General features: G+C 72.7%; 19 protein-coding genes. 12 read left to right on the top strand and 7 right to left on the bottom strand.

What is annotated here, in order from left to right; genetic code table 11:
• Positions 1-442 precede the first annotated feature (442 nt).
• The 3 genes from ACQEU8_RS08150 to ACQEU8_RS08140 all read left to right on the top strand — a co-directional run bounded on the left by ACQEU8_RS08150 (position 443) and on the right by ACQEU8_RS08140 (position 3659).
• The gene (locus ACQEU8_RS08150) at positions 443-1045 is read left to right on the top strand and encodes a TetR/AcrR family transcriptional regulator (RefSeq protein WP_433098359.1); all 603 of its coding nucleotides are present in this window, start codon (positions 443-445) and stop codon (positions 1043-1045) included.
• Positions 1042-2475, top strand: coding sequence for an MFS transporter (locus tag ACQEU8_RS08145; protein ID WP_433098357.1), 1434 nt, complete (start codon positions 1042-1044; stop codon positions 2473-2475). The genes ACQEU8_RS08150 and ACQEU8_RS08145 overlap by 4 nt, the downstream gene beginning before the upstream one ends.
• 65 nt (positions 2476-2540) lie before the next feature.
• Positions 2541-3659, top strand: a complete 1119-nt coding sequence (locus ACQEU8_RS08140) for a metallophosphoesterase (RefSeq protein WP_433098355.1) — start codon at positions 2541-2543, stop codon at positions 3657-3659.
• A 13-nt stretch (positions 3660-3672) separates the two neighbouring features.
• Here the strand turns inward: ACQEU8_RS08140 and ACQEU8_RS08135 are convergent, their stop codons facing one another.
• Positions 3673-3801 (bottom strand): hypothetical protein, encoded by a 129-nt coding sequence (locus ACQEU8_RS08135; protein ID WP_433098353.1) that lies wholly within the window; start codon positions 3799-3801, stop codon positions 3673-3675.
• Positions 3802-3842: 41 nt separating this feature from the next.
• On the opposite strand from ACQEU8_RS08135, the gene murJ reads away from it, so the two are divergent.
• Both murJ and ACQEU8_RS08125 read left to right on the top strand, forming a co-directional pair.
• On the top strand, positions 3843-5519 hold the full coding sequence (gene murJ / locus ACQEU8_RS08130) for a murein biosynthesis integral membrane protein MurJ (protein WP_433098351.1): 1677 nt from the start codon (positions 3843-3845) through the stop codon (positions 5517-5519).
• A 155-nt stretch (positions 5520-5674) separates the two neighbouring features.
• Positions 5675-6634 (top strand): carbohydrate kinase family protein, encoded by a 960-nt coding sequence (locus ACQEU8_RS08125; protein ID WP_433098349.1) that lies wholly within the window; start codon positions 5675-5677, stop codon positions 6632-6634.
• Between the two features lie 115 nt (positions 6635-6749).
• On the opposite strand, the gene ACQEU8_RS08120 is transcribed toward ACQEU8_RS08125, so the two are convergent.
• On the bottom strand, positions 6750-8420 hold the full coding sequence (locus ACQEU8_RS08120) for an acyl-CoA dehydrogenase family protein (protein WP_433098347.1): 1671 nt from the start codon (positions 8418-8420) through the stop codon (positions 6750-6752).
• 17 nt (positions 8421-8437) lie between these two features.
• Here ACQEU8_RS08120 and ACQEU8_RS08115 point away from each other — a divergent pair, with 17 nt between their 5' ends.
• From ACQEU8_RS08115 to ACQEU8_RS08100, 4 genes are all read left to right on the top strand, one after another.
• On the top strand, positions 8438-9631 hold the full coding sequence (locus ACQEU8_RS08115) for a YihY/virulence factor BrkB family protein (RefSeq protein ID WP_433098345.1): 1194 nt from the start codon (positions 8438-8440) through the stop codon (positions 9629-9631).
• Between the two features lie 278 nt (positions 9632-9909).
• The gene (gene rsgA, locus ACQEU8_RS08110) at positions 9910-11040 is read left to right on the top strand and encodes a ribosome small subunit-dependent GTPase A (protein ID WP_433098343.1); all 1131 of its coding nucleotides are present in this window, start codon (positions 9910-9912) and stop codon (positions 11038-11040) included.
• Between the two features lie 469 nt (positions 11041-11509).
• Complete coding sequence (locus tag ACQEU8_RS08105) at positions 11510-12688, top strand: MFS transporter (RefSeq protein ID WP_433098341.1); 1179 nt, start codon at positions 11510-11512, stop codon at positions 12686-12688.
• Positions 12689-12721: 33 nt separating this feature from the next.
• Positions 12722-14266 (top strand): Ada metal-binding domain-containing protein, encoded by a 1545-nt coding sequence (locus ACQEU8_RS08100; protein WP_433098339.1) that lies wholly within the window; start codon positions 12722-12724, stop codon positions 14264-14266.
• On the opposite strand, the gene ACQEU8_RS08095 is transcribed toward ACQEU8_RS08100, so the two are convergent.
• Positions 14220-14639, bottom strand: coding sequence for a PPOX class F420-dependent oxidoreductase (locus ACQEU8_RS08095; RefSeq protein ID WP_433098337.1), 420 nt, complete (start codon positions 14637-14639; stop codon positions 14220-14222). The two genes, ACQEU8_RS08100 and ACQEU8_RS08095, sit on opposite strands and share 47 nt — an antisense overlap.
• A gap of 143 nt (positions 14640-14782) precedes the next feature.
• Here ACQEU8_RS08095 and ACQEU8_RS08090 point away from each other — a divergent pair, with 143 nt between their 5' ends.
• A complete protein-coding gene (locus tag ACQEU8_RS08090; RefSeq protein WP_433098335.1) occupies positions 14783-15904 on the top strand; it encodes a protein phosphatase 2C domain-containing protein in 1122 nt (373 codons plus the stop codon).
• A 9-nt stretch (positions 15905-15913) separates the two neighbouring features.
• Here the strand turns inward: ACQEU8_RS08090 and ACQEU8_RS08085 are convergent, their stop codons facing one another.
• Positions 15914-16288: a MerR family transcriptional regulator gene (locus ACQEU8_RS08085; RefSeq protein ID WP_433098333.1), complete on the bottom strand. Its 375-nt coding sequence runs from the start codon at positions 16286-16288 to the stop codon at positions 15914-15916.
• A gap of 75 nt (positions 16289-16363) precedes the next feature.
• Between ACQEU8_RS08085 and ACQEU8_RS08080 the strand changes: the two genes are divergently transcribed.
• Positions 16364-17626 carry an MFS transporter gene (locus tag ACQEU8_RS08080; protein ID WP_433098331.1) on the top strand — a complete coding sequence of 421 codons (1263 nt, stop codon included), beginning with the start codon at positions 16364-16366 and terminating at the stop codon, positions 17624-17626.
• Positions 17627-17753: 127 nt separating this feature from the next.
• Here the strand turns inward: ACQEU8_RS08080 and ACQEU8_RS08075 are convergent, their stop codons facing one another.
• Together ACQEU8_RS08075 and ACQEU8_RS08070 are read right to left on the bottom strand one after the other, a co-directional pair.
• Positions 17754-18860: a DUF2637 domain-containing protein gene (locus ACQEU8_RS08075; protein WP_433098329.1), complete on the bottom strand. Its 1107-nt coding sequence runs from the start codon at positions 18858-18860 to the stop codon at positions 17754-17756.
• 216 nt (positions 18861-19076) lie between these two features.
• Complete coding sequence (locus ACQEU8_RS08070; protein ID WP_433098327.1) at positions 19077-19931, bottom strand: (2Fe-2S)-binding protein; 855 nt, start codon at positions 19929-19931, stop codon at positions 19077-19079.
• Between the two features lie 142 nt (positions 19932-20073).
• Between ACQEU8_RS08070 and ACQEU8_RS08065 the strand changes: the two genes are divergently transcribed.
• Complete coding sequence (locus tag ACQEU8_RS08065) at positions 20074-20850, top strand: GntR family transcriptional regulator (RefSeq protein WP_433098325.1); 777 nt, start codon at positions 20074-20076, stop codon at positions 20848-20850.
• 73 nt (positions 20851-20923) lie between these two features.
• Here ACQEU8_RS08065 and ACQEU8_RS08060 read toward each other — a convergent pair whose 3' ends face one another.
• Complete coding sequence (locus ACQEU8_RS08060) at positions 20924-21802, bottom strand: hypothetical protein (protein ID WP_433098323.1); 879 nt, start codon at positions 21800-21802, stop codon at positions 20924-20926.
• Positions 21803-22020: the final 218 nt, after the last annotated feature.

Below are 22020 nucleotides of genomic sequence, written 5' to 3'. Positions count from 1 at the left end.
CCACCACGCCGCAACGGCCCGCGCTCTCCCTCGCGTTGCTGGCACGGGCCACCGACATCGGTGCCGTACGTCACGAGGTGTCCGCGCACTGCACACGGTGGGGCGCGCCGCAGGCAGCCGCCGACGTGGCGGCGCTCTGCGTCAGTGAACTGCTCACCAACGTCGTCGTGCATGTGGGGGAGGGGGTCCCGCGACCGTACGGGTCGCCTGGTGCGGCGGCAGCCACCTGCGGCTCGGCGTCACCGATCCCGACCCGCGCCCCCTCCCCGTTCACCTCGCCGCCGCTCCGGACGCCGAGTCGGGCAGAGGGCTCGCCCTCGTTGACGCGCTCGCACTGCGGTGGGGCGTGGAGCAGGGCGCGTACGCGAAGACGGTGTGGTGCGAGCTGCCCACCACGGACACGCGGTAGACAGTGTCTACTCATCACTGGTAGACACTGTCTATGAGTGAACCGAACACGGAAGCCGGCCTCCGCGAACGGCTCGTCCGCGCAGGCGTCGAGCTGGTCGCGAGGGAAGGCGCCCGGGGGGTCTCCCTCCGGGAGATCGCCCGGCAGGCGGGGGTGTCCCACGGGGCGCCCCGCCGGTACTTCCCCACCCATCTGTCGCTGCTCTCCGCCATCGCCCGCGAGGGATTCGGGCAGCTGGCGGCCGAGGCAGGACGCGCGCTTGCCGAACGGGAAGCAGAGGGCCCGCGTGCCCAGCTCACCGCGCTGGCCCGCGCCTATCTGGCCTTTGCCCGTGACCACCGGGGGATGTACGAGCTGATGTTCCGCCACGACCTGCTGGAGAGCGGCGTGTTGGGGCTGCGTGAGACGAGCCTGCCGCTCTTCGACGTCCTGGTCGATCTCGTCGCACGCGCCCGCCGGGAGGACACCGAGGCGCCGAAGGAAGGCCACCGCGCCCAGGCCGGCGCGCTCTGGGCCGCCCTGCACGGCATCGCCCAACTCGGCGCCTGGCGCAGCCTCCAGCTGGCCACCGGCGCCGAGGCGGACGACGTACTGCGTGCGACGCTGGACGCCCACCTCGGGCCGGAGGCCGCGTGAGTACGCCCACTGGAGCGGGCATACGCGCGCTGACTCTCGCCGCCAGTGTCACCGGTGCTGCGGTCGTGGCGCTGGACGGCACCGTGCTCGTCGTCGTACAGCCGAGCCTCCAGCGGGAGTTCGGGGCCACGTTCGCGCAGGTGCAGTGGACGAGTACCGGGTATCTCATCGCGGTCGCGAGCCTGCTGGTCTTCGCGGGGCGGCTGGGCGACCGGTACGGGCACCAACGGGTGTTCGCGCTCGGGATGCTGGGCTTCGGCGCGGCCTCGGCCGGGGTCGGGCTGGCGGACGGCATCGGCTGGGTCATCGGGCTCCGTGTCGTACAGGGCGTTTTCGGGGCGCTACTGCAACCCGCCACGCTGGGCATGCTCCGCGCCGCGTTCCCACCCGAACGGCTCGGTATGCCGATCGCGGTACGGACGAGCGTGATCGGGCTGGCCGCTGCCATGGGGCCGGTGCTCGGCGGGATGCTCACTGCCGAACTGGGCTGGCGGGCGGTGTTCTTCCTCAACGTCCCTGCGGCACTGGCCGTGGGGCTCCCAGTGCTGGTGGCAGGGCGGAAGCCGCCCACGGCCCCGTCGTCCGGCGCCCTCGATCTGCCGGGGGCCTGCCTGCTCGCCGTCGCACTGCTGTGCCTGGTGCACACTCTCGTGTCCGTACCGGACGCCGGCTGGACGGCGGTGAATGGGCTCGCGGCAGCCGTCAGCGTCGCGGCAGCGGCTGCATTCCTGCGTCATGAACGCCGCGCCGTCCACCCCTTGGTGCCTGGCGCACTGTTGCGTACGCCGGGCATCGCCCCGGCGCTGGCGCTGCTGCTGGTGGCGTCCGCGGCGCTGCACGGAACGCTGTTCGTCGGCACGTACTTCCTCCAGGACGTGGTCGGACTCGACCCCTTCGAGTGCGGGATACGCACACTGCCGCTCGCCGCCACAATGGTGCTGGGTGCACCGCTGTGTGCCGTACTGCTGCGGCGGTACGGTCCGCGCCGTACAGCGGGGGCGGGGGCGGCGGTGCTGGCGGCCGGGATGGCGCTGCTGTCCCGGGCCGGTGCCGACGTGGGCGCGGGCGAGGTGGGTGTGGCGTTCGCCGCGCTGGGCGCCGGGTTCGCCGCCGTGATGGTCACCGCCACGTCCGTCGTCGTACGGCAGGCGCCGGCCGGGCACGCCGGGGTGGCGGGCGGACTGAAGCAGACAGCGATGAATGTGGGCCCCACGCTGGGTGTCGCGGCGGCCACCACCCTGATGTCCCTCTGGTCTCCTGCCCGGCTGTCCGCTGACGCCGGTTTCCTGGCGGCGATGGGCCCGACGCTGACGGTGCTCGCGCTCACGGCGGCCACCGGCCTTTTGCTTGCCGTCCGACTGGGCGACCCCGGTCCGCGACAAAGAAGTTACCCACGAGTTGACAGTGTTTCTCACCGCGCCCAGTCTTAGCTGCGCCGTGTACATGCCACCTTCCGCAGGGGTGGTGTCTGTACAAGACACATGAGGAGAAACGCATGGGAACTCAGGGGGAAAGCACCGGCGTCAGCAGGCGGACGGTGCTCGCGGGCGTCGGCGGGGCGGGGGCGGCCGCCGTGCTCGGCGGGGGTGCGGTGGCGCAGTCGGCGAGCGCCGCCGACGGCGGGGCCGACAAGCTGCCGATACCCGACAAGGCCGAACTGACCGTGCTGCTGACCGGCGACGCGGGCACCGGCGAGGACGGCCAGTGGAAGGTCGCCGACGCCGCACGGGCGGTGTGCGCGCGGCGCGGCGTGGATCTGGCGATCGGACTCGGCGACAACATCTACGAGAACGGGCCCGAGAGCGACACGGACGACGAGTTCCAGTCCAAGTTCGAACGCCCCAACACCGGCATCGACGTCCCCTGGCTGATGGTGCTCGGCAACCACGACACCAGCGGCATCATCCCGGGCAGCGGTGGCCGGCCCTCACGCGGCGACCACGAGGTGGCGTACCACGCGCACTCGGCCCGCTGGTACATGCCGAGCCGCTACTACTCCGTGGCCGTACCCGGTGGCGCCGCCGAGCCGGTGGCCGAGTTCTTCGCGCTCGACACCACGCCGCTGTCCTCCTATGTGCTCCAGACCGACCCCGAGTACTACTGGGACGGGCCCTTCGCCCGCGAGCAGCGCGCCTGGCTGGAGAAGTCGCTGGCCGCCTCCCGCGCCCGCTGGAAGTTCGTCTTCGCGCACCACCCGCTCCGCAACAACGGCACCCACCGCAACGCGGGCGAGTACGAGGGCATCAGCTGCGGCGACTACCTCAGCGGCAAGCACGTCAAGAAGCTGTACGAAGAAGTCGTCGTCGGCAAGGCGGAGTTCCTGCTGGGCGGACACGACCACACCCTCCAGATCCTGGACACCGCCGCCGACTACCGGGGCACCCAGCAGATCGTGTGCGGCGCCGCGGCCAAGACCAAGGGCCGCGCGGACGAGCCGAGCAACAAGGCGTTCTGGGAGGCGTACGACACGCTCGGCTTCATGCTGCTCACCATCAACGCACAGCAGGTCGTCGTGGACGCCTACACCGTCGACTCCGGCACGGGCGAGCACACTCACGCCTATCGGCACACCCGCACCGACCGGCTGCCCGCCCGCGCCGCAGCCGTCTCGTAAGCGGGCGTAGCCGTCACAGGAGCCGCGCCGGGCCGACCTCCCGTACGTGCACCAGGGCGTCGAACCAGTCCGACAGACCACCGCCGGACAGATGGTGCGCGGGGTCCTCGGCCGGGTCGTAGGCGGGCCCGAGCGGATCCACTCGATTCACGCACGGTGATCAGTTCGGCATAGATTGGCCCGATGGCGGAGGGGATACGCACCAGGACCAGCGCGGGGGACCGGCAGGAGACGGCCGCGGCCAAGCCGGGGCTCGCCAGATCGTCGCTGCTCATGGCGGCCGGGACAGTGGCGTCGCGGGCCACCGGGCTCATCCGGCAGGTGCTCCAGGCGGCGGCGCTCGGCACCGGGTTGCTGGCCAGCACGTACAACACCGCCAACACCGTGCCCACCAGCCTCTACACCCTCCTGATCGGCGGTGCCCTCAACGCGGTCCTGGTGCCGCAGCTCGTCCGGGCACGCGCCACGCACGCCGACGGCGGCAGGGCGTACGAGCAGCGGCTGGTGACGCTCGTCGTCACCGTGCTCGCGCTCGGCACCGTCCTCGCCGTCTGGGCCGCGCCGCAGATCGTCGGCCTCTATATGCGGGACACCCCCGCACAGCACGAGGCGTTCGAGCTCACCGTCGTCTTCGCCCGCTTCCTGTTGCCGCAGATCTTCTTCTACGGGCTGTTCGGAATGCTCGGCCAGGTGCTGAACGCCCGCGAGAAGTTCGGCGCCATGATGTGGACTCCCATCCTCAACAACGCCGTACTGATCGCGATGTTCGGTGTCTACCTCGGGATGATGACCGTCCCCGAGCAGGTCGCGGACATCACCGACAGCCAGGTGCGGCTGCTGGGGCTGGGCACCACCGCGGGCATCGCGCTGCAAGCACTCGCGCTGATCCCGTTCGCCCGTGCCGCCGGCTTCCGCTTCCGGCCGCGGTTCGACTGGCGCGGCACCGGACTGGGAAGCAGCGCGCACGCCGCCAAGTGGACGCTGCTGTTCGTGCTGGCCAACCAGGTCGCGCTCACCGTCGTCACCAACTACGCCAACGCCGCCGACCAGGAACTCCCGGACGCGGGCGCCGGATACTCCGCGTACACCTACGCGCAGACCATCTGGATGCTGCCGCAGTCCATCGTCACCGTCTCGCTGGTCACCGCGCTGCTGCCGCGGATGAGCCGGGCGGTGGCCGAGGGGCGCCCCGCGGACCTGCGCGCCGATCTGACCCGCGCGCTGCGCCTCACCGGCGCCGTCATCGTCCCGACAGCCTTCCTCTTCCTCGCGCTCGGTCCGCAGATCGCCGTGCTGCTGTTCGCGCACGGCGCCGCGGACGCCGCGTCGGCCCAGCCACTGGGACAGATGCTCCAGGCGTTCGGGCTCGGGCTGATCCCGTTCTCGGCGCAGTACCTGCTGCTGCGGGGTTTCTACGCCCTCGAGGACACGCGGACCCCGTTCTTCATGGCCGCGTTCATCGCCGCGGTGAACATTGCATTGGCCAGCTGCTGCCATGTGTTGCTGCCCGCGCGCTGGGCTGTGACCGGCATGGCGGCCGGCTATTCGCTCTCCTACATGGCGGGGTTCGCCCTCACCGCCTGGCTGCTGCGCCGCCGGTTGGCTGCGCCGCTCGACACCGGGGGGCGCCTGCCGGCGGTGTACGGGCGGCTGTTCCTCGCCGCGGCCGTTGCGGCGGGGCTCGCATGGGGGGCGGGCGATGTTGTACGGCGCTCGATGGGAGGGGGCGCCGTCAGTGCGGGGGCGGGGCTGGGGGCGGGTGTACTGGTGCTTTTTGTCGGCTATGTGCTTCTGGGGCTGCTGTTGCGGGTCCCGGAGTTGCGGTCGTTGCCGGGGCGGCTGCGGCGCTCTTCCCGCTGAGAGGTCGCGCCCCGAAGGGGCGCGGGGAACTGCGCGACCAGCCACAACGCACCCGAAGACGGACAATTCGCCCAACCCCTACGGCGGCGCCCCGCCGTACTGTAGTGCCCGTCAGAGCTGGACCCGCGTCGAGGCGGAAGAGCGAAAGGGCCGAGATGACCGCTGAACACCCCATTGCCGTGCTGGGCGAGTGCGTCGCGGACGCCTTCGTGGCGCCGCCGCGCGGCGAGGCGGCCGCGCCGCTCACGCTGGACGTCTTTCCGGGCGGCGGTCCCGCCAACACGGCCGTGGCGCTGGCACGGCTGGGCACGCCGACCCAGTTCCTGGGTCGGCTCTCGCACGACGTGTTCGGTCGGCTGTTCGCCGCCCGCCTCGCGGATTCCAGCGTCGACCTGGGCCGTACGGTGCGTGCGGCCGAGCCCAGCACCCTGGCCGTGGCGGACGTGGCCGAGGACGGGAGCGCCGACTACGCCTTCCACGCCCAGCAGACCGCCGACTGGCAGTGGACCGACGACGAACTGGCCACCGCCACCGCCGGGCCTCTGACCTGCCTGCACACCGGATCGCTCGCCCTGGTCCAGCAGCCGGGCGGCCCGGCCGTCGAACGACTGCTGGCGACAGTACGGGACCGCGCCACCGTCTCCCTCGACCCCAACGTCCGGCCGCTGCTGGTCGATCCGGCCGTCTACCGCGAAGCGCTGCCCCGCTGGTGCGCGCTGGCCGACATACTGCGGCTCTCCGACGACGATCTGGCCCAGCTGCGCCCCGGCGCCACCCCCGAGGACGCCGCCGACGCCTTCCATGCGGACGGCGTCCCGCTGGTCGTGGTCACCCTGGGCGCGGACGGCGTGCTGGCCTCGCTCGACGGCGACCGCGTCCACGTACCGACGCCGCCCACCCAGGTCGTGGACACCGTCGGTGCGGGCGACTCCTTCATGGCGGGCTTCCTCCACGCCCTCCGCACGGCCGGAGCGCTCGGCGGCAGACTCGACGGCCTCACCCGGCAACAGGTCACCGAGGCCCTGGAGTTCGGCGTTCGGGTGGCCGCCGCCGTTGTCTCCGTACGCGGGGCGAATCCGCCCTGGGCGAAGGATTTGGAGGCCGCCGCGGAGTAGGGGGCCCGCCCTGGGTGGCTGGGTACGGGGTGCCCCTGTCCCATGTCCGCAGGGTGCGGGTGCGTCCTGGCTTGTCGCGCAGTTCCCCGCGCCCCTGACGGGGCGCGGTCCCTCCTTACGCCACCGGCAGGGCCCTCTCCACGATGGCCTCCAGATCCAGGCCGGAGGGCAGCGTGCCGAAGGCTGCGCCCCAGTCGCCGCCCAGTCGCGAAGCGCAGAACGCGTCGGAGACGGCGGTCGGCGCGAAGCGCACCAGCAGCGAGCCCTGGAGGACCAGCGCCATCCGCTCCACCAGCCGCCGCGCCCGGGACTCGATGCCGTCCAGGTCCGCCAGCTGGGAGAACACATCCTTGGTCGCGGCGTCCAACCGGTGATCGGCTCCGTGCGCCTGCCCGATCTCCGTCAGGAACGCGTTCAGCGACTCGGGGGAGCGCTGGAGCGCCCGCAGTACGTCGAGCGCCTGGACGTTCCCCGAGCCCTCCCACAGCGAGTTGAGCGGCGACTCGCGCAGCAGCCGCGGCATCGGCGACTCCTCCACATAGCCGTTGCCGCCCAGGCACTCCAGCGCCTCGCCCGCCAGCGGCACCCCGCGCTTGGTCACCCAGTACTTCGCCGTCGGCAGCGCCAGCCGCAGGAACGCGCGGTCCGCCGCCGCCTGTTCGCCCTCGCCCGCCGCGCTGTCGTACGCCGCGGCCAGCCGCAGGGTCAGCGTGGTGGCCGCCTCCGACTCCAGCGCCATGTCGGCGAGAACGTTGCGCATCAGCGGCTGCTCGATCAGCCGCTTGCCGAACGCCGAGCGGTGCGCGGTGTGGTGTGTGGCCTGTGCCACGGCCTGCCGCATCAGCGCCGCCGAGCCCGTCACACAGTCCAGCCGGGTGGCCGCCACCATCTCGATGATGGTCGCCACCCCCCGGCCCTCCTCGCCCACCCTGCGCGCCCAGGTGGTGCCGTCGAACTCCACCTCGCTGGAGGCGTTGGAGCGGTTGCCCAGCTTGTCCTTGAGCCGCTGGATACGGAACGTGTTACGCGTACCGTCCGGCAGCACCCGGGGCACCAGGAAACAGGTGAGCCCCCCGGGCGCCTGCGCCAGCACCAGGAAGACGTCCGACATCGGCGCCGAGCAGAACCACTTGTGGCCGAGGAGCGTGTACTCCCCCTCGCCGGCGCCCTCGCCCGTCAGCGGGACGGCCTCGGTGGTGTTGGCGCGGACATCGCTGCCGCCCTGCTTCTCCGTCATGCCCATCCCGGCGATCGCCCCCAGCTTGGCGCCCGCCGGCCGGTCCAGGCCGTAGTCGTAGGTGTGCGAGCTCAGCCGCGGCTCCCACTCGGCGGCCAGCTCCGGCTCCTTGCGCAGCGCGGGCACGGCCGCGTGCGACATCGAGACCGGGCAGCTGTGCCCCGCCTCCACCTGCGACCACACGTAGAAGCCCGCGGTACGCCGCAGCTGTCCGTCGGGGCGCGACCAGGCGTCCGTCAGCCCCGCGGCCACCGCGTGCTCCATCAGCCGGTGCCAGGCGGGGTGGAAGTCGACCTCGTCGATCCGGTGCCCGTACCGGTCGTGCGTACGCAGCACCGGCGGGTAGTCGTTGGCCTGCCTGCCCCACTCCTGCGCCTGGGCGGAGCCCGCCACTTTGCCCAGCGCGGCCAGCTCGGCGCGGGCCTCCCCGGCGCGCTCGGGGGCGATGTGCCGGGCCACGCCTTCGGCCAGTGCGGGGTCGGCGGAGAAGACGTCGTAGTCGACCAGCGGCGGAGCCTGGTTGGTCACGGTGTGTGTCGAGGGTGGCATACAGATACGTTAAAGAGGTGCGTGCAGTCGAGGAAACCCCTGAGCAGACCGCCGGACGGGCCCCCCGGTGGGCTCCCCGGCGGTCCCACAGCCAGTTCCGCAGGGCGCGGGTGAAGTATCGCGATGTCCCCAAAAGGAGGATGGCGTGGCTGCTGCTCAAGGACACCGTCAACTCGTGCATGGAGTACCGCGTGCTCGGTCTGGCGGCCGAGGCGGCGTTCTTCACGCTGATCTCCATCCCCCCGCTGCTGCTCGGCGTGATCGGCCTGCTGGGTTATCTGGACTGGATCGGCGCCGACACGATCGAGATGATCCGGCGCAACTTCCTGGACGCCTCCGCCACCGTGCTGTCCGACCGGGGCGTCGAGCAGATCGCCCGGCCGCTCATCGACGATGTGATCAGGGGCGGCGGCCCCGATGTGATCTCGCTCGGTTTCGCGCTGGCACTGTGGTCCGGCTCACGCGCCGTGAACGTCTTCATCGACACCATCACCGTGATGTACGGGCTGGACGGGCGGCGCGGCATCGTCAAGACCCGGCTGCTGGCCTTCTTCCTCTACCTCGTGGCGCTGGTGATCGGCGCGGTGGCGCTGCCGCTGATGGTGGCAGGGCCTGACGCGGTGCTGCGGCTGGTGCCGCAGGCGCAATGGGTGGTCAGCGTCTTCTACTGGCCTGTCGTGCTGCTGCTGTCCATCGTCTTCCTGACCACGCTGTACCACGTCTCCGTACCGGTGCGGTCACCCTGGCGGGAGGACATCCCCGGCGCACTGGTGGCGCTCGTGATGTGGGTGCTCGGCAGCTTCCTGCTGCGGCTGTATCTGACGAACACCGTGGAGGGCCCCACCATCTACGGCTCGCTCGCCGCACCCGTCGCCGTGCTGCTGTGGATCGGCGTGTCGGCGTTCGCCGTGCTGGTGGGCGCCGCCGTGAACGCCGCCATCGACCATGTGTGGCCCTCGGTGGCCACGGCCGCCGCGCGGCGCGCCAATGAGCGGCGCCGCGAGGAGGCGGCGGCCGAGGTCGTCGCCGCCGTCGCCGCGCGGCGCCGCCGCATGACGGAGGACGAGGACGCCGACGCCTTCGACCTGGACGCCCCCGCGGAGTTCCCCGAGCGCTGGACCAAGTTCCTGCCGCCGTCGGATGTCCGGGGCCGCCTGCTGCGGCCCCGCGGACACGAGAGGGACGGCGCCGACGACTCCCGCCGCGACTGACCCCTCCCATAGCCGGGTTCTTTTCCCGCCGCGGCCGACGATGCCGCCCGCGAAAATCGATGGCGGCGCGGCACCCCGCAGGGGTACGGTCCAGGCGATCCGCACGGCGGCAAAGAGCCCGCCGTGCCCCGCGACAAGAACGCAAGAACGGAGGTGTGACCGATGGCTGTCTCCGCGCCGGGCGCTGCCCACATCCAGTCCGTCACATCCACCTCCGTGGCCACCGGCTGACCATCTCCCTTTCCGTGCCGGGGCCACCCTTGTGAAGGGTCAACCCCTTGTCGCAGAGCACTTCGCACACATACGACCAGTCGGCGCTGGCCGCGTACGGCTGGGACGCCGACTGGCAGGCCGAGTACGACCGGGTGCTCGCCGACCCGGCCACCGCGGGTCCCGACCCGCTGCCCGGCAGGGTGGTGCGTGTCGACCGGGGCCAGTGCGATCTGGTCACCCCGGTGGGCACCCTCCGCGCCGACACCGAGTTCGTCGTCCCGCGCGACCCCATGCGGGTCGTGTGCACCGGCGACTGGGCCGTCGTCGACGCGGATGGCGCCCCGCCGTACGTACGGACGCTGCTGCCGCGCCGTACCGCCTTCGTCCGCTCCACCTCCTCCAAGCGCTCGGAGGGGCAGGTCCTCGCCGCCAACGTGGACCACGCGTTGATCGCGATCTCCCTCGGAGCGGAGCTGGATCTGGGCCGTATCGAGCGGTTCATCTCCCTGGCGTGGAGCAGCGGGGCCCAGCCGCTGCTCGTCCTCACCAAAATGGACCTCGTACCCGACGAGGCCACCGTCGCGCATCTGGTCGCGGACGCGGAGACCACGGCGCCCGGCGTCCAGGTGCTGCCCGTCAGCGCGGAGACGGGCGAGGGCATCGACATCCTCGCCGCCGTCCTCGCGGGCGGAACCACGGCGCTGCTCGGCCAGTCCGGCGCGGGCAAGTCCACGCTGGCCAACGCGGTGCTGGGACAGCGGACGCAGACGGTGCGGGCCGTCCGCGACCGGGACGGCAAAGGGCGGCACACCACGACCACCCGCAACCTGCTGCCCCTGCCCGCGGCGACCGGCGGCGGCGTCCTCATCGACACCCCGGGGCTGCGGGGCGTCGGCCTGTGGGACGCCGAGGGCGGGCTCGGCCAGGCGTTCTCCGAGATCGAGGAGTTCGCGGCCGACTGCCGGTTCCAGGACTGTGCCCACCAGTACGAGCCCGGCTGCGCGGTCCTGGCCGCCGTCGAGAGCGGCGCTCTGCCCGAACGGCGGCTGGAGAGCTACCGCAAGCTGCTGCGCGAGAACGCCCGTCTGGCAGCCCGTACGGATGCGCGGCTGCGCGCGGAGCAGCGCAGGGTGTTCAAGCAGCGGCAGGCGCTGGGCCGGCACATGATGGAGCGCAAACGCGGGCCGCGCCGCTAGGGATTGCCGCGCGGACTTGGTGCCCCCTCCCGTTGTTTCCGGTGAGGGGGTGCCCCTGCCCGTCTTCCGCGGGCTGCGGGTTGGTTGTGGCTTGTCGCGCAGTTCCCCGCGCCCCTTACGGGGCGCGGTCCCGTTCCCCTGCGCTGCGCTTGGGCAGTCTGCGCCAGGGGCGCAGGGTGGGCAAGCGCAGACTCCATGCGGGGCACGCAAGATCCGTCGGCACCGTTGACGAGGGCGCGTTCGCCCCGCGCCCGTTTTCGTGAGGGCTCGGCGCCCACCCGGTGGCAGCTCGCTTTCGCAGCCGCCGACGGGGAGGGCGAACGCCATGCTGTGGTGGCGGAGTTCACCTGGGGACTGTTGCAACGGCTCCCCGAGGGGCCGGGGGCACCGTAGGCTGGCCCGTATGAAGCGACATTGACGCTCACGGAGCACTGAAAACCACACAGCGCGGGCACGGCTCGCGCGGACGTTGTGCGCCTACACGTTCCTCCGCGATCTCGTCCTGCTGTACCCGGTCTACGCGCTGCTGTTCGCCGAGCACGGGCTGAGCCCGGCGGAGATCTCCTCCCTGTTCGTCATCTGGTCGGTGACGGCGTTCGCCTTGGAGATTCCCTCCGGACTGTGGGCCGATCTCTTCTCCCGCCGTCTGCTGCTGGTGTGCGCGCCGTTGCTGAGTGCGATGGGCTTCGCCCTGTGGACGTTCGTGCCGTCCTACCCGGCCTTCGCCGCCGGGTTCGTGCTGTGGGGAGCGGACTCCGCGCTGCGGTCGGGCACTTGGCAGGCCCTCACATATGAGCAGCTGGCACGGTGCGGGCAGGCGGAGGCGTATCCGGCACTCGTGGGACGGGCACATGCGATGGGCACCTCGGCCGCGCTGCTGGCCGACGTCCTGGCCGCCCCGGTGCTCGCGGCCGCCGGATACTGGGCGGTCGGTATGGCGAGTGTGGCGGCGTGCGTGGTGACCGCGCTGACAGCCCTCACCTTCCCGTCCCGTCGTACGTCCCAGGGCACCGCCGCTGTTCCGGCCGACGGCCACCCGGAGCCGGCCCCCACGCTCCGTACCGTCGCCGCGAGCGCCCTGGCACAGGCGCGCGGTTCACCCGGTGTGGCCCGCGCGGTGGTGCTGACCGCGGTGGTCACCGGGGTCACGGCGCTGGACGAGTATGTGCCATTGCTCGCGCAGGCGACCGGAGCGGCACCGGTGATGCTGCCGCTGCTGGTGGGGCTCGTCTCCGCGGGAGCCGTGGCCGGGGGCTGGCTGGCCGGGCGGGGGGAGCGGTGGGCGGCACCGGTGCTGGCGGCGGGCGCGCTCCTGCTGACGGCAGCGTCCTGTGCGGCAGCGGTGCGCGTCCCGGCGGGGTTCCTCCCGCTGGCAGCCGCGTTCGCCGCGTTCTACTGGGCCGTGGCCCACACCGAGGCCCGCCTCCAAGAACGCGTCGACGACTCCGCCCGTGCGACCGTCACCTCGGTGGCGGGCTTCGGTTCCGAGGTCGTCGCCGTCGCCGTCTACAGCGGCTATGCGGCGGGCTCGGCAGCCGGCGCGGGACCCGCTCCGCTCTTCGCCTGCGCCGCCGTACCGTTCCTGTGCGCCGCGTACGCGCTGCGCCGCGGGAGCGCCCGGCCGACGGCCATGTCCGAATCCCGCTAGCTCTCGGCTGGGCAGCCTCCCACACTGGGAGACGTGACGACAGAAGACAGCAGGTATGAGGCCGTACGCAGCAGGGATGCCCGGTTCGACGGGGTGTTCTTCCTGGGTGTGCGCACCACCGGCATCTACTGCCGGCCGAGCTGCCCGGCGGTGACCCCGAAACGGGAGAACGTCCGCTTCTACCCCACCGCTGCGGCGGCCCAGGCCGCCGGGTTCCGCGCCTGCCGCAGGTGCCGACCGGACGCGGTGCCCGGCTCGGCGGAGTGGAACGTACGGGCCGACCTGGTGGGCCGCGCGATGCGGATGATCTCCGACGGGGTGGTGGACCGTGAGGGCGTCGCGGGCCTGGCCCAGCGGCTCGGCTACAGCCCCCGCCAGGTGCAGCGCCAGCTCACCGCCGAGCTCGGCGCGGGACCCGTGGCGCTCGCGCGGGCCCAGCGGGCGCACACCGCGCGGGTGCTGCTCCAGACGACACCGCTGCCCGTCACCCAGGTCGCGTTCGCGGCGGGCTTCGCGAGTGTGCGGCAGTTCAACGACACGGTCCGCGAGATCTACGCCCGTACACCGAGCGAGCTGCGCGCCGCCTCCGCGCGGGGCGGGCACGGGCCCGCGGGCCGCCCGGAGGTGCGGGAGGCCGTCGCACATGGCGGCGGGGCCGTCGCCGGGGTGCCGCTGCGGCTGGCGTACCGGGGCGGGTACGCCACCGAGCAGGTCTTCGGCTTCCTGGAGCGCCGCGTCGTACCGGGCGTCGAGGAGGTGCTGGGCACGCCCGGCAGCCGCACCTACCGGCGCACCCTGAACCTCCCCTACGGCACCGGCATCGCCGAGGTCGACGAGTGCCCGGCGCGCAGCGGCAAGGGCTGGCTGGAATGCCGGCTGCACCTGGGCGATCTGCGCGATCTGACGACCGCCGTACAGCGCGTGCGGCGCCTCTTCGACCTGGACGCCGACCCGTACGCGGTCGTCGAGCGGCTCGGCGACGACGACGGGGCGCTGGGGCAGCTGGTCGCCCGCACGTCAGGACTGCGCTCACCCGGCGCCGCCGACGCGCACGAGCTGGCGATCCGCGCGGTGCTCGGCCAGCAGGTCACCGTCGGCGCCGCGCGCACGCTGGGCGGCAGGCTCGTCGCGGCCTACGGCAAACCGCTGGCGGCGCCGGACGGCTCGCTCACCCATCTGTTCCCGGACGCGGACGTGCTCGCCGACGCGCCCCTGGGCGAGCTGGGTATGCCCGAGACCCGCCGCCGCACCATCCGCACCGTCGCCGCGGCGCTCGCGGACGGCACCGTCGTGCTCGACCCGGGCGCCGACCGTGCGGAGACGGAACGCGCTCTGCTGGCACTGCCCGGGGTGGGCCCGTGGACGGCGGGCTATATGCGGATGCGAGCCCTGGGCGATCCGGACGTCTTCCTGCCCGGCGACGCGGGTGTCCGGCACGGGCTGGCGCTGATCGGTGCGAGTGCCGCGGAAGCCGAACAGTGGCGCCCCTGGCGGTCCTACGCGCTGCACCACCTGTGGTACGCGACGGGCCTCACTCCTCCTCCAGCCCCCAACTGTGCACCCAGCGCGGGTGAATGACGATCAGCTCCTCGCTGAAGTGCGGGCCCAGATCGTGCGGTCCCTCACGCAGCTCGGCGACACCCCGGATCTCCACGCCGCGCACCCGCCACGGCTGGAAACTGACGATGTCGTCCACGACGAGGGCGAGCCGGGGCTGGGCACGCAGGTTGCGCCACTTCTTCGTCGTACCGAGTGCGTAGCCGCCCACCACGATGGTGCCGTCGTCCTGCGGGAAGAAGCCGACGGGGTTGTTCTGCGGCTGGCCCTTGGGGTCCACCGTCGCCAGTCGCCCCAGCCGCTGGGACGCCAGGAACTCGCGCTCGGCAGCGGTGAACTCCTTGTCGCCCGGGTCGGCCGCGGCGGCGCCGGAAGCAGCTGTCACATGAGTCATGTCAGACAGCGTCACACGCCCCACTCGGCACCGCATCGGATCCTGGTCGGTCCCCACCCCCGACTCGCGGCCTAGGACCACCGTCCGGTGCCGGATCCCGCGTACGCCCTTCCCGCCCGTTCCCTGCGCGGGACAATGAGCGCATGAGTGGACAGGGGGCACAGGACGGAGACCCGCACGGCGACCAACACCGCGACTGGTGGGCCCAGTTGTACGACCCCCATGCGCCCGACACCGGCCGGGCCGGCGCCCGGGACACGCTCGACGAGCGCTACCGCTCGGTGACGCGCACCCTGACCGACACCCGCGCCCCCGAGCCCGCCGCTGCCGAGCCCATGCCCACACCCGGCCGCGAACCCGCGCCCGGCATCCTGCCCGTGGCCGACCCGGGCTCGCTGGGGGAGTTGGTGCCGGACACGGTGGTGGAGGGGACGCGGTACGGTCGCGCCGCGCTGCGGGCGGTGTCCGTACGCGGGGAGCGGGCGCGACGGGCGGGGGAGTTGCGGACGGATGCGCTGCTGGCCGTACGGATCGGGGCAGGAGAGGAGGGGCTGGTGCTGGTCGCCGTCGCGGCAGGTGCCCGGTCGGGTCCCGGCGGACACCGGGCCGCGCGCGAGGCGTGTCACTCGATCGGGGCTGCCATCGGCCGCAGCAGCGCGCGGCTGGCGGACGACATCCGTACGGGCCGCAACAGCGCGCTCCAGCCCGGTCTGCACCGGCTGACGGACCGCACGTTCGGCAGACTGCGCGCCCAGGCCGCGGCGCTGGGCCTGGCCCCCGAGCAGTACACCGCCGACCTGAGGTGTCTGTTGCTGCCCGCCGACCCGGACTGCCGTACCCGGGTGTTCTTCGGCGCCGGCGGGGGCGGGCTCCTCCGGCTGCGGGACGGTGCCTGGCAGGACATCGAGCCACCGGCCACCATGTCGCCCGCGCCGGAGGCACGTTCGGTGATCGACCGCGATCCGGCAGCGGGCGCGGCCGCTGCTCGGGACGGCTTCACCCCGGCTGAGCCGCCCGAGCCGGCCCGTACGGAGCCGTTCCGCTTCCGCTCCTGCGCCGCGCGGCCCGGCGAAGTGCTGCTGATGTGCAGCCCCGGCCTGGCCGAACCGCTGCACGCCGAGCCGCCCTTCGCGGACCGGCTCGCCGCTCGCTGGGGGAACCCGGAGGCGGAGCCGCCCGGGCTCGCGGCGTACCTCGCCGACCTCCAGCACGCCGTCGAGGGGTGCGAGGGTGACCGGACGGCGGTCACCGTGTGGGAGCGCTGACCGGCGGGGTCACGCTCCCTGCGCGCGGGTGGCCCGTACTGCGTCGAGGTACTCGGCGATGGCGTCCCGGTTGCGGGTCAGGCACTCCACGCGTGCCGTCATCCGCTCCAGTTGGTCTTCCAGGGTGGCGAGCATTTCGGGGGTGGCGTCCCGGAAATGGATCACCCGGGGCTTGTCGAGGCAGGGCAGGATCTGTTTGATGATCCGGGTGGGCAGCCCCGCGTCGAGCAGTCCCCGGATCTGGAGCACGCGGTCGACGAACCGTTCGTCGTAGTCGCGGTAGCCGTTCGGGCAGCGGTCGGCGGCGATGAGCCCCTGCTCCTCGTAGTAGCGCAGCAGCCGCCGAGGCGTTCCGGTACGTTCCGAGAGCTCCCCGATCCGCATGTGGCCGCCCTCACCTCCGCTCGACCCGTTCCGGCTTGACGTTCACATCAATGTGAGGGTTCGAGCATACCCGTCATGCGAACCGACACCGCGCGCACGGCGCGCTCCAAGCCCGGCTCCACGCCCGCACCTTCCGCCGCCTCCCCCGGGACCGGGCCAGGCGAGCGGCGCGGACTTCCGCTCGCCGCCCTGCTGGCGCTGGCCACAGCCGTCTTCATCACCAGCCTCACCGAGACGCTGCCCGCGGGGCTGCTGCCCGCGATGAGCGGCGACCTCGGCGTCAGCGAGTCCGCCATGGGCCAGACGGTCACCATCTACGCCATCGGCACGGCCCTCACGGCCATCCCGCTGACCGCGTTCACCGCCGGATGGCGGCGCAAACGGCTGCTGTTGACGGCGATGGCGGGCTTCGCCGCGGCGAACACCGTCACGGCCGTCTCCACCGACTACACGCTCACCATGGCCGCACGCTTCGTCGCGGGGGTGGCCGCCGGGCTCGCCTGGGCGCTGCTGGCCGGATACGCGCGCCGTCTGGTGGCCCCGCACCTGGGCGGCCGGGCCATCGCGATCGCCATGGCGGGCATTCCGGTGGCGCTCTCGCTGGGCGTCCCGGCCGGTACCTTCCTGGGCCAGACGCTCGGCTGGCGGATCGCCTTCTGGACCATGACGGCGCTCACCGTCGTACTGCTGGCCTGGATCACGGCTGCCGTCCCCGACCACCCCGGGCAGCGGCCCGAGGCGCGTACGCCCATGCTGTGCGTCCTGCGCATACCCGGTGTGGCACCCGTGCTGACCGTCACGCTCGGCTACGTACTGGCTCACACGGTGCTCTACACCTACATCGCCGCGTTCCTCGGCCACGCGGGACTGGGCGGTTCGGTCGACCGGGTCCTGCTGGTCTTCGGAGCCGCGTCCCTGGTGAGCATCTGGTTCGTCGGCGCGCACATCGGCCGCAGGCTGCGTGCCCTGACGCTCGGAGGCGTGCTCCTGGTCGCCGTCGCGGCGGCGGTACTCGCGGTGGCGGCCGACAGCACGCCGCTCGTCTACGGAGCGGTCACCCTGTGGGGGCTCGGCTGGGGAGGGGCGCCGACGCTGCTCCAGACGGCCGTCGGGGAGGCGGGCGGTGAGTCGGCGGACGCCGCGCAGGCGATGCTCGTCACGCTGTGGAACGCCGCCATGGCTGGTGGCGGCGTCGTCGGCGGGGTACTGCTGGACGCCCTGGGTGCGGAGGCGTTCCCGTGGAGCGTGCTGGTGCTGATGCTGCCGGTGCTGGCCTTGGTACTCGCGGCCCGGTCGCACGCCTTCCCCGCCACCCGGCGCACTGCCGCTGCCGGTTGAGACCGCAACGCGTGAACTGCCTTAGACAGCCGGTGCGGTACGGGGCGCCATGACACGCGCCCTCGTACCGCACCGGTCAGCTGTCAGCCGTGCAGCCGTCAGATGTCAGCCATGCAGCCGTCAGCCCTCAACCGAACTGCCGCTCGATCTCGGCCAGTTTCTCCTCCAGGCTGTCGAGTCGCGGACTGGCGGCGTTCTTCTCGCTGCCGCCGTCCCGGCCGAGGTCACTGCGGCCGACAGCGCTGTCGTCACCGACGGCCTGCAACGCGGGCCTGCCGCGCGGTACGGACGAACTGCTCACCGCGGGCAGCTCGCCGCCGTGTTCGCCCGCGGTGACCGGAGCGGCGGGCGGGGACGTCGTGGGCGGGCCGAGCTCGACCTCCACATGGGTCCCAGGGCCGCCGCGGCCCATGTTCCAGCGCCGGTGCTGCCGGTTGATGGCCTTGACCCGGGCCCGGTCGAGGCGCTCCTGGTCCTTGCGGCGCAGCCGTTCCTGCTCGCGCTGCCGCCGGTCGTCGCGCACCTCGTCGACGGCCTCGTCCAGCGTCCGTACGCCCTCCAGCAGCATCAGCGACCACGCCCCGAACGTCTCGCGGGGCGCCCGCAGCCAGCGGACGATACGGATCTGCGGCAGCGGGCGGGGCACCAGGCCCTGGTCCCGCAGCGCCGCCCGGCGGGTCTGCTTGAGTGCCCGGTCGAACAGGATCGCCGCCGAGAGCGACATCCCGGCGAAGAACTGCGGCGCTCCGTCGTGCTCCGCGCCGCGTGGCGCGTGCACCCAGTTGAACCACGCCGCGGCCCCCGCGAAGATCCACACCAGCAGCCGCGACCCCAGCGAGGCGTCGCCGTGGCTGGCCTCGCGTACGGCGATCACGGCGGAGAACATCGCGGCGCCGTCCAGCCCGAACGGGACCAGATACTCCCAGCCGCCGCTCAGTCCCAGGTTCTGCCTGCCGAAGCCGACCAGCCCGTGGAAGGAGAGGGCGGCGGCCACGCCGGCGCAGCAGAAGAGCAGCAGATACGCGGCTGTCGCGTACAGGGTCTCTTTCCGGCGCCGCCGCTCCTCCATGCGCTCCCAGGAGTCGGGCTGTCCCAGCGTGGTGGCTGCGGCGTCGCCCTCGGCGGAAGAGCTGTGGCGGCGCGAACGCGCCATCACCAGCACCGCGGTCAGAGTGCCGACGAGCAGCACGGCGCTCGGCAGCACCCAGTTCAGCGATATGTCGGTCAGTCTCATCGGCTGTGCCCCTTGCCGCGCGGTACCGCGGGGCGCGCACGTCGCGGACGCCGCGTACGGGCCCGTACGTACGCGAGGCGGTGCCGCGCTCGCGCTCTGGCTTGCTTCGTGTTGACGAGCATCCTTACGGCAGTGCGGCACCCATCCGAGGGGTTTCAAGGGAAGAGAACGCTAAAAGGGGGCACCGGTGTCCGACAGGGGCAGAAGGGGTCGAACTTACTGGCGGACAGCAGCCATTCGCTCGATACGTTCCGCGTCACACGTTCGGGGACAGGTGACGCAGGTGTCCTCGGGGCGGAGGGTGTAGAAGAAGCAGCAGCTCGCCCGGTCGCGGGTGGTGAGCGCCGAACCGTCGGGCGCCGTCAGCCGGCGGAAACGAGCCCCCTGGGCGAAGGGTTCGAGTGAGCCGGGGAGCAACAGTTCGGCCTCCGCCATCGCGCGCGGCTCCTCGCCCAGCAGATGGCCCAGATACCAGAGTCCTTCGGTGATCTCGTCGGTCGCCATCCCCCACAGCGCCCGGGAACCGCGCCGCAGTCGTGGCCTGAACCCCTCCAGTACGGGCGCGAGATGGGCGGCGACCGCGTCCCGGACCTCGGCGCGCAGGGCCTCCTCGTCGGGCACCACACGCGCGCCCGGCGCGGCCGCCGCCGGGTCGTCCGGCAGGCACGCGAACTCCTCGATACGGACCGCCAGCCGCCCCGACGAACGCTGGAAGGCCACCGCCTCCACGGGCAGCCGTGGCACGCGCCGCTGGAGGAACCAGGGGATGGTGACCAGCAGGCAGACGGGCCAGGCGTAACGGTGCAGTCCGAAGCCGGCGACGACATCCGGTCGGCCCTGCTGTCCGTAGTCCCGCAGGATCTGCTCCTCGTCCCAGGCGAGGAACGCGTCGAGCGCGTCGCCGCCGGCCGCGAGAGCGCTCGCGCGCACCCAGCCGGGGCCCTCGGGAAGGGGTTCACAAGCCGTGGTCTCGGTCACACCCAGCGCGGGGAACACCTCGGTCAGCCGCGCGTACGCCGCATGGAAAGGGGAGACGTCAGAGGCTACGGAAGCGAGGGTGGGCACGGCCATGAGGACCACCGAATCGACGATCGTTAGCAGGTAAGCCTTACCTTAGCTGATTGTGTCCGAGGTTTGATCTCGTGTCGCGTCCGCCTAGGGTGCACGGCAGCCTGCACTGGCGAAGACATGTACGGAGAGTGCTGGGGGCCCTATGGAGCAGAGTCGAGCGGAGTCGCGTACGGCGCCGACCGGCGTTCCGCCGACCGCCGTCCCGGCAGTGGGCCCCTCCGTGCCGTCCGCGCGCGGCGCCAGGAAGCGGGCGGAAGCGGCCGTCCGCGGTGAGCACACCCACAGCGAGCCCCCGGCCCCCAAGGTCGTCCCGCAGCGCCACTGCGTACGGGACCAGATCCTCGAAGCCCTCCGTGCCGCGCTGCTCTCCGGTGAACTCGCGCCGGGCGAGGTCTACTCCGCGCCCGCGCTCGCGGAACGCTTCGGCGTCTCGCCGACCCCCGTACGGGAGGCCATGCAACTGCTGGTGAGCGAGGGCGCCGTCGAGACGGTGCCCAACAGGGGCTTCCGGGTGGCCCGGCACAGCCCCCGAGACCTGGCCGAACTCACCGAGGTCCGGGCCCTGCTGGAGGTACCGGCCGTGCTGGCCCTCGCCCGTACCCAGCCCGCCGAACAGTGGGCTCAGCTGCGGCCGCTCGCCGACGACACCTGGCAGGCGGCAGCGTGCGGGGACCACACCGCCTACGCCGAGACCGACCGCGCCTTCCACCGCGCGCTGCTGGAGCTGACCGGCAACCGGCAGCTCGTCACGGTCGCCGAGGACGTACAGCGCCGCGCACACCTGTCGGCTCTCCGTGCGTCACCCGCACCCCGCACCACCGATCTGCTCGCCGAGGCGGCCGACCATCTCGCCCTGCTGGACGCGTTGACGGCCCAGGACTTCCCCGCCGTCGAACGGCTGGTCCGCGGGCACTTCTGAACCGGCTTTGGTGCCGCTGCTTATCGGTGGCCGTGTCGGTGGCAGTCGGCACTCCCGCGGCGGGCAGCCCGGGTCAGGCCTCGCCGGGTGTCGCGGCGCCGCCATCGGGACCGTCGCCGCTCGCCGCCCCGCCGGGCAGCCGGCCGGCGAGCCAGGTGGGGACGCCGCCCAGCAGCCGGAACAGCCGTCCGGCCTCCTCGCGCAGCCGGGTGGCCTCCGGCTCCGGCTGTACGTCGGCGAGCGAGGCCAGGGCGGGTGCCATACCGACGAGAAAGCCCAGTTCCTCGCGCAGCCGCAGCGACTCGGCGAACCCATGGCGGGCTTCGGCCAGTTCTCCCTCGCGCGCCGCGAGTCCCGCCAGGTGCCGCCACGTCGAGGAGCACAGCAGCAGGTCCCCGCGTGCGGTCGCGCCCGCGTGCGCCCTGCGGTACGCGGCGCGCGCCGACTCCGGGGTGTCGCTCAGGTTCTCGGCCAGCAGTCCGCGCCGGAAGTCCAGCAGGGCGCGGCCCGGGGCGTTGGGCTCCAGCAGCGCCGCGGCCCGGCCGAGCGCGGCCCGCGCCTCGTCGGTCCGGTCGCGTACGCCCAGCACGGTGGCCGCGTAGGCGAGTTGACCGCGCTCACAGGCCGCAGCGCCGCGATCGTCGTCCACCTGGGCGACCGCCTCGGCGACACGCAGCGCGTCCTCCGCCGCCGCCCAGCCGTCGGCCGTGTACATGCACCGCTCGACGAACAGCGCGGCCCGGCCCACGGCCGCCTGCGGATATGCGTCGGCGTACGGATCCAGCAGCGCTGCCGCGTCCTCCCAGCAGCCGCGTGACCGCAGCCGCCATACGGCCCGGCCCAGCGGGCTGTCGGGGTCCATCGCCGGGGGTCGGCCCTCGCGCTCCAAGGGGCCTTCGGGGCCTGTGTGGCCCGTGGGGCCTTTGGGATCCAGCTGTTCCGAACGTGACATGGCGGTGTCCGCCACAGTGCCCTCCCCAAGCGCGCCGTCGAGCCGGATGTGATCGCATCACAGCACGGGTTGAGCCGCCGGGCCAAGAGGCTGGTGTGAATCAGTTCACAAAGTTTTACCGGGGACGGCCTCCTGCCAAGGCGAGCGGGTCGGCCCCAACTGCCGCCCACGGCCTCGCCGTCGGGGCGGACGGGCTGTCCGCACGGCGGCGGGACAGC

Origin of the sequence: Streptomyces sp. CA-250714 (genome assembly GCF_050936705.1) — a bacterium.
Lineage (GTDB): Bacteria > Actinomycetota > Actinomycetes > Streptomycetales > Streptomycetaceae > Streptomyces.
The sequence above is the reverse complement of the archived record's forward strand: the minus strand, read 5'-3'. Positions and strand labels throughout refer to the sequence as shown.

Excerpts from the sequence above, each read along its gene's own strand:
- ACQEU8_RS08085 (WP_433098333.1), bottom strand. The coding sequence starts at position 16,288 with ATGCGGATCGGGGAGCTCTCGGAACGTACCGGAACGCCTCGGCGGCTG.
- ACQEU8_RS08095 (WP_433098337.1), bottom strand. The coding sequence starts at position 14,639 with ATGACTCATGTGACAGCTGCTTCCGGCGCCGCCGCGGCCGACCCGGGC.
- murJ (WP_433098351.1), top strand. The coding sequence starts at position 3,843 with ATGGCGGAGGGGATACGCACCAGGACCAGCGCGGGGGACCGGCAGGAG.
- ACQEU8_RS08150 (WP_433098359.1), top strand. The coding sequence starts at position 443 with ATGAGTGAACCGAACACGGAAGCCGGCCTCCGCGAACGGCTCGTCCGC.
- ACQEU8_RS08060 (WP_433098323.1), bottom strand. The coding sequence starts at position 21,802 with ATGTCACGTTCGGAACAGCTGGATCCCAAAGGCCCCACGGGCCACACA.
- ACQEU8_RS08070 (WP_433098327.1), bottom strand. The coding sequence starts at position 19,931 with ATGGCCGTGCCCACCCTCGCTTCCGTAGCCTCTGACGTCTCCCCTTTC.
- ACQEU8_RS08125 (WP_433098349.1), top strand. The coding sequence starts at position 5,675 with ATGACCGCTGAACACCCCATTGCCGTGCTGGGCGAGTGCGTCGCGGAC.
- ACQEU8_RS08075 (WP_433098329.1), bottom strand. The coding sequence starts at position 18,860 with ATGAGACTGACCGACATATCGCTGAACTGGGTGCTGCCGAGCGCCGTG.
- ACQEU8_RS08090 (WP_433098335.1), top strand. The coding sequence starts at position 14,783 with ATGAGTGGACAGGGGGCACAGGACGGAGACCCGCACGGCGACCAACAC.
- ACQEU8_RS08065 (WP_433098325.1), top strand. The coding sequence starts at position 20,074 with ATGGAGCAGAGTCGAGCGGAGTCGCGTACGGCGCCGACCGGCGTTCCG.
- ACQEU8_RS08080 (WP_433098331.1), top strand. The coding sequence starts at position 16,364 with ATGCGAACCGACACCGCGCGCACGGCGCGCTCCAAGCCCGGCTCCACG.
- ACQEU8_RS08120 (WP_433098347.1), bottom strand. The coding sequence starts at position 8,420 with ATGCCACCCTCGACACACACCGTGACCAACCAGGCTCCGCCGCTGGTC.
- ACQEU8_RS08140 (WP_433098355.1), top strand. The coding sequence starts at position 2,541 with ATGGGAACTCAGGGGGAAAGCACCGGCGTCAGCAGGCGGACGGTGCTC.